The organism is Escherichia sp. MR (assembly GCF_005280595.1).
GTDB classification, from domain to species: Bacteria; Pseudomonadota; Gammaproteobacteria; order Enterobacterales; family Enterobacteriaceae; genus Escherichia; species Escherichia ruysiae.
This window is the reverse complement of record NZ_SZVK01000096.1, coordinates 1-5,975: the sequence shown is the minus strand read 5'-3', so window position 1 is coordinate 5,975 and position 5,975 is coordinate 1. Positions and strand designations below refer to the sequence as shown.

The window sequence follows — 5,975 nt, the reverse complement described above, 5'->3', positions numbered from 1 at the left end:
CGGTGGAGCTGCATGACAAAGTCATCGGGCATTATCTGAACATAAAACACTATCAATAAGTTGGAGTCATTACCAATCTTACGGTATAAATAGCACTTTTGCCTGATTTGAAATTGATACCTTCATAATCTTTGTTTAAATAAAAATAACTCGCTGATATCAAAAGGGCATTGCTGAAAAAATGCAGGTCAGGCAGGAAGTTACAATATTTCTTTATTGTGCATTGTCTCGATTTCACTTAAAAACCATATAATTAGTGCAGCAATAAAAGTAGCAGCATAATCTGGCTAACAAACGAACAATTGTGATATAGTTCACAAAAATTTATGAAACAAACTAAGTGTTTCATTTTATGTTCTGAAAGTCCCGCGATAGCCAGAGTGTATCACGCCCCCCGTGAGTAATGCCGTGCTATCCAGGGCTTGGTAATTTTCAGAGGAAATGTTTGATGGCTACCCTCACCACTGGCGTGGTTCTCCTTCGCTGGCAGCTTCTTAGCGCCATATTGATGTTTCTGGCCAGCACGCTCAACATCCGTTTCCGGCGCTCTGATTATGTCGGGCTGGCAGTGATTAGTAGCGGTCTGGGCGTGGTTTCCGCCTGTTGGTTCGCAATGGGGTTGCTTGGCATCACAATGACCGATATTACTGCCATCTGGCACAACATTGAGTCGGTGATGGTGGAAGGGATGGGTCAAACTCCACCACAGTGGCCGATGATTTTGACCTGATATGTAGAAGCCTCCATAACGGAGGCTTCTTTTTTATGGCTGGCGGATGCTTTAATCACCCACATTAAAACAATATAACCTATTGTTTTAATGACAAATCAGAACGGAATGTCGTCATCGAAATCCATCGGCGGCTCGTTAGACGGCGCTGCCGGAGCGGACTGCTGCGGGCGAGACTGCGCACCGCCGCTGAACTGATTGCCACCCTGCGGCTGCTGAGGCTGCCCCCAACCGCCCTGCGGCTGACCGCCACCGACGTTACCGCCTGCCGGTGCGCCGCCGCCCTGGCGACCACCCAGCATCTGCATGGTGCCGCCAACGTTCACCACGACTTCTGTGGTGTAGCGATCCTGGCCTGATTGGTCAGTCCATTTGCGGGTACGCAGCTGACCTTCGATATAAACCTGAGAACCTTTACGCAGATATTCGCTGGCAACTTCCGCCAGTTTGCCGAACAGCACAACACGGTGCCATTCAGTCTGCTCTTTCATCTCGCCGGTCGCTTTATCACGCCAGGATTCGGAAGTAGCCAGCGTAATGTTGGCAACTGCGCCACCATTCGGCATATAGCGTACTTCCGGGTCCTGGCCCAGATTACCAACGAGAATAACCTTATTTACGCCTCTGCTGGCCATGTCGTGTCTCCTGAAAAAAACGTTCTAATAAGTGTAAACGCGCGATTGTAGCATTACCAATAGCGGTTTTACCACGATGTGACCTCGGTTCCGGTAAACAAACATGGCCCGACATTGTTACACAGCACTCCGGGTTTTGCATTCCAATACTGTATATTCATTCAGGTCGATTTGTGTCATAATTAACCGTTTGTGATCGCCGGTAGCGCCATGCCGCCGGGCAAAAAAGTGTTTAATCCGGGAAAGGTGAATGGATAAGATCGAAGTTCGGGGCGCCCGCACCCATAATCTCAAGAATATCAACCTCGTTATCCCCCGCGACAAACTGATTGTCGTCACCGGGCTTTCGGGTTCTGGCAAATCCTCGCTCGCTTTCGACACCTTATATGCCGAAGGGCAGCGTCGTTACGTTGAATCCCTTTCCGCCTACGCGCGGCAGTTTCTGTCACTGATGGAAAAACCGGATGTCGATCATATTGAGGGGCTTTCTCCCGCCATCTCAATTGAACAGAAATCGACGTCTCATAACCCGCGTTCCACAGTGGGGACCATCACTGAAATCCACGACTATTTGCGTCTGCTGTACGCTCGCGTCGGCGAGCCGCGCTGCCCGGACCACGACGTTCCGCTGGCGGCGCAAACTGTCAGCCAGATGGTGGATAACGTGCTTTCGCAGCCGGAAGGCAAACGTCTGATGCTACTCGCGCCAATCATCAAAGAGCGCAAAGGCGAACACACTAAAACGCTGGAGAATCTGGCGAGTCAGGGTTATATCCGCGCGCGTATTGATGGCGAAGTCTGCGATCTTTCCGATCCGCCGAAACTGGAACTGCAAAAGAAACACACCATTGAAGTGGTTATCGATCGCTTCAAGGTGCGTGACGATCTTACCCAGCGTCTGGCGGAATCGTTTGAAACCGCACTGGAGCTTTCCGGCGGTACGGCGGTTGTTGCGGATATGGACGATCCCAAAGCGGAAGAACTGCTGTTCTCCGCGAACTTCGCCTGCCCGATTTGCGGCTACAGTATGCGCGAACTGGAACCACGCCTGTTCTCGTTTAACAACCCGGCGGGCGCCTGCCCGACCTGTGACGGCCTCGGCGTACAGCAATATTTCGATCCCGATCGCGTGATCCAGAACCCGGAACTGTCGCTGGCTGGCGGGGCGATCCGTGGCTGGGATCGCCGCAACTTCTATTATTTCCAGATGCTGAAATCACTGGCAGATCACTATAAGTTTGACGTCGAAGCGCCGTGGGGCAGTCTGAGCGCAAACGTGCATAAAGTGGTGCTGTACGGTTCTGGCAAAGAAAATATTGAATTTAAATACATGAACGATCGCGGCGATACCTCCATCCGCCGCCATCCGTTCGAAGGCGTGCTGCACAATATGGAGCGCCGTTATAAAGAGACGGAATCCAGCGCGGTACGTGAAGAGTTAGCTAAGTTTATCAGCAATCGTCCGTGCGCCAGTTGTGAAGGGACGCGTTTGCGCCGTGAAGCGCGCCATGTTTATGTCGAAAATACGCCGCTGCCTGCAATCTCTGACATGAGCATCGGTCATGCGATGGAGTTTTTCAATAATCTCAAACTCGCTGGACAACGCGCGAAGATTGCGGAAAAAATCCTCAAAGAGATTGGTGACCGGCTGAAATTCCTCGTTAACGTTGGGCTGAATTACCTGACACTTTCCCGCTCGGCAGAGACACTTTCCGGCGGCGAAGCCCAGCGTATCCGTCTGGCGAGCCAGATTGGCGCAGGGCTGGTTGGCGTTATGTATGTGCTGGATGAGCCGTCTATCGGCCTGCACCAGCGCGATAACGAACGTTTGCTGGGTACGCTTATCCATCTGCGCGATCTTGGTAATACCGTGATTGTGGTGGAACACGATGAAGACGCGATTCGCGCGGCTGACCACGTTATCGACATCGGTCCAGGCGCAGGTGTTCACGGTGGTGAAGTGGTCGCGGAAGGATCGCTGGAAGCGATTATGGCAGTGCCAGAGTCGTTGACCGGGCAGTACATGAGCGGTAAACGCAAGATTGAAGTGCCGAAGAAACGCGTCCCTGCGAATCCGGAAAAAGTGCTGAAACTGACAGGCGCACGCGGCAACAACCTGAAAGATGTGACGCTAACGTTGCCAGTAGGCCTGTTTACCTGCATTACAGGGGTTTCAGGTTCCGGTAAATCGACGCTGATTAACGATACCCTGTTCCCGATTGCCCAACGCCAGTTGAACGGCGCGACTATCGCCGAACCGGCACCCTACCGTGATATTCAGGGGCTGGAGCATTTCGATAAAGTCATCGATATCGACCAAAGCCCAATTGGTCGTACTCCGCGTTCCAACCCGGCAACCTATACCGGCGTGTTTACGCCTGTGCGCGAATTGTTTGCGGGCGTACCGGAATCCCGCGCGCGCGGTTATACGCCAGGACGGTTCAGCTTTAACGTCCGTGGCGGACGCTGCGAAGCCTGTCAGGGCGATGGCGTGATCAAAGTTGAAATGCACTTCCTGCCGGATATTTACGTACCGTGCGACCAGTGCAAAGGTAAACGCTATAACCGCGAAACGCTGGAGATAAAGTACAAAGGCAAAACCATCCACGAAGTGCTGGATATGACCATCGAAGAGGCGCGAGAGTTCTTTGATGCCGTACCGGCGCTGGCGCGTAAGCTGCAAACGTTGATGGACGTTGGCCTGACGTACATCCGCCTCGGGCAGTCCGCCACCACGCTTTCCGGTGGTGAAGCCCAGCGCGTGAAGCTGGCGCGTGAGCTATCAAAACGCGGCACCGGGCAGACGCTGTATATTCTCGATGAGCCGACCACCGGTCTGCACTTTGCCGATATTCAGCAACTGCTCGACGTACTGCATAAACTGCGCGATCAGGGCAACACCATTGTGGTGATTGAGCACAATCTGGACGTGATTAAAACCGCCGACTGGATTGTCGATCTTGGCCCGGAAGGCGGCAGCGGCGGCGGCGAGATCCTCGTCTCCGGTACGCCAGAAACCGTCGCGGAGTGCGAAGCTTCGCATACAGCGCGCTTCCTCAAACCAATGCTGTAATCACAAAGGCCGCTTTCTGAGCGGCCTCAGACTGATGACAAAGTCTAAAAATGTGCTCGGACAGTCCCCTCGCCCCTCCGGGGCGAGGGGGAAAACCGTGCCGCTTTTGACTTTTAAGCCAGTTTTTCAGCAATATCAGGCCGCTTTCTGAACGGTCTTTTCCTTTCAGAGTTGTACCAGCAATTTGCGTTTTTCTTCCGGCAGCAAATTCACCGCCTGCTGATACGACGCATCGACCAGATAATAGATTTGCGAATCCGGCAACGATCCGTCGAGATATACGGTACTCCAGTGCGCTTTATTCAGATGTCGGCTGGGACGTACATCGCTGTGCTGCTGACGCAGAAGATCCGCCAGTTCCGGGCTGGTTTTCAGCGAAACCGCCGGGCGATTTTCCACTTCTTTCACCATCGCAAACAGCACATCTTCCACTTTGATTTGCGTCGCTTTCCAGTCGCTGTGAACGCTCTGTTCAGCGCCAGGTTTTGCCATGCAATATTGTAGCAACTCCGATATGGTCATTTTTTACTCCCCTTGTAGTGTCGCGATGATGCGACGCGATCCGCCGTGGACACGATGTTCCCCCAGCCAGATACCCTGCCAGGTGCCGGTCTGAATACGTCCTTTATGCACTGGCAAAACAAGCGATACTCCCAGCATTGAGGATTTGATATGAGAAGGCATATCATCTGCCCCTTCATAATCATGCTCATAGTTTCCGTTATCGGGAACAGTGCGGAGGAAAAAACGCTCCATGTCCTGGCGTACCGTGGGGTCGCAATTCTCATTAAGTGTCAGAGAGGCGGAAGTGTGTTGCAGCAACAGGTGCAGTAAACCGACATTAACACGCGGCATATCTGCCAGTTGATTCAGAATTTCATCCGTTACCAGATGAAACCCGCGAGATTTGGCGCTAAGCGTGAGCGTCTTTTGATACCACATGTGCTGCTCCTTGATAAAACTCTCTTAATCAGTTTGCAGCAAGACAGCGAAAGGATAAAGGTGTGATTAAAAAAACAGCATTCGGGAGAGTAACACACTCTCCCGCACTATCAGTATTCTGAATTAACGATCACCTCTTCGCCAAAAGCACCCGCTTGTGGCAAGGGTTTGTAGGTAGAGTTGGAGGCACGCAGAATACGGATACCACGAATGCCGACATCACGCGCGGCAGTCATATCATTATCGGAATCACCATAAAACATTCGGATATTTTTATCCTGCAACCACTGCGTTTTCGTGTTTTGTCCTGGTTTATCACCCGCAAAGATTACCGGATTCATACTGCTTGCCGGAATGTGGAAATCGTCGGCTAATGTTTTCGAAACCGTTTCTGTTTTCGTTGGGCTACGACCAGTCACAAAAAAGATGGTATCGCCACGGCGGACATGTATATCAATTAGCTGACGTGCGACCTCTTTTGGAATGCTGAATTCATCCCAACCATTGTTCATCTTTTCCCAGGTAATGACTCTAACTTATTGATAGTGTTTTATGTTCAGATAATGCCCGATGACTTTGTCATGCAGCTCCACCG

7 protein-coding genes and 1 pseudogene are annotated in these 5,975 nt (G+C 51.8%); 3 read left to right on the top strand and 5 right to left on the bottom strand.

The features are described 5' to 3' along the window. Nucleotides 1-2: 2 nt before the first annotated feature. Together FC814_RS23775 and FC814_RS21910 are read left to right on the top strand one after the other, a co-directional pair. Nucleotides 3-59 carry an IS1 family transposase gene (locus tag FC814_RS23775; RefSeq protein ID WP_003032489.1) on the top strand — a complete coding sequence of 19 codons (57 nt, stop codon included), beginning with the start codon at nucleotides 3-5 and terminating at the stop codon, nucleotides 57-59. A 389-nt stretch (nucleotides 60-448) separates the two neighbouring features. Then, nucleotides 449-730 (top strand): YjcB family protein, encoded by a 282-nt coding sequence (locus tag FC814_RS21910; RefSeq protein WP_000224317.1) that lies wholly within the window; start codon nucleotides 449-451, stop codon nucleotides 728-730. A gap of 98 nt (nucleotides 731-828) precedes the next feature. Here the strand turns inward: FC814_RS21910 and ssb1 are convergent, their stop codons facing one another. Then, nucleotides 829-1,365, bottom strand: coding sequence for a single-stranded DNA-binding protein SSB1 (gene ssb1 / locus FC814_RS21905; RefSeq protein WP_000168309.1), 537 nt, complete (start codon nucleotides 1,363-1,365; stop codon nucleotides 829-831). 250 nt (nucleotides 1,366-1,615) lie between these two features. On the opposite strand from ssb1, the gene uvrA reads away from it, so the two are divergent. Next, entirely contained in the window at nucleotides 1,616-4,438 is a 2,823-nt protein-coding gene (uvrA, locus tag FC814_RS21900; protein ID WP_000357757.1) for an excinuclease ABC subunit UvrA, read from the top strand. Nucleotides 4,439-4,603: 165 nt separating this feature from the next. Here uvrA and FC814_RS21895 read toward each other — a convergent pair whose 3' ends face one another. The 4 genes and pseudogenes from FC814_RS21895 to FC814_RS23770 form a co-directional block, all read right to left on the bottom strand. Beyond that, nucleotides 4,604-4,960: an MmcQ/YjbR family DNA-binding protein gene (locus tag FC814_RS21895; protein WP_000155671.1), complete on the bottom strand. Its 357-nt coding sequence runs from the start codon at nucleotides 4,958-4,960 to the stop codon at nucleotides 4,604-4,606. Nucleotides 4,961-4,963: 3 nt separating this feature from the next. Next, nucleotides 4,964-5,380 (bottom strand): secondary thiamine-phosphate synthase enzyme YjbQ, encoded by a 417-nt coding sequence (locus FC814_RS21890; RefSeq protein WP_000270381.1) that lies wholly within the window; start codon nucleotides 5,378-5,380, stop codon nucleotides 4,964-4,966. Nucleotides 5,381-5,490: 110 nt separating this feature from the next. After that, nucleotides 5,491-5,901 (bottom strand): annotated as a pseudogene (gene aphA / locus FC814_RS21885) (acid phosphatase AphA); the annotation flags it as partial. Between the two features lie 15 nt (nucleotides 5,902-5,916). Next, the gene (locus tag FC814_RS23770; RefSeq protein WP_003032489.1) at nucleotides 5,917-5,973 is read right to left on the bottom strand and encodes an IS1 family transposase; all 57 of its coding nucleotides are present in this window, start codon (nucleotides 5,971-5,973) and stop codon (nucleotides 5,917-5,919) included. Between the last annotated feature and the right edge of the window lie 2 nt (nucleotides 5,974-5,975).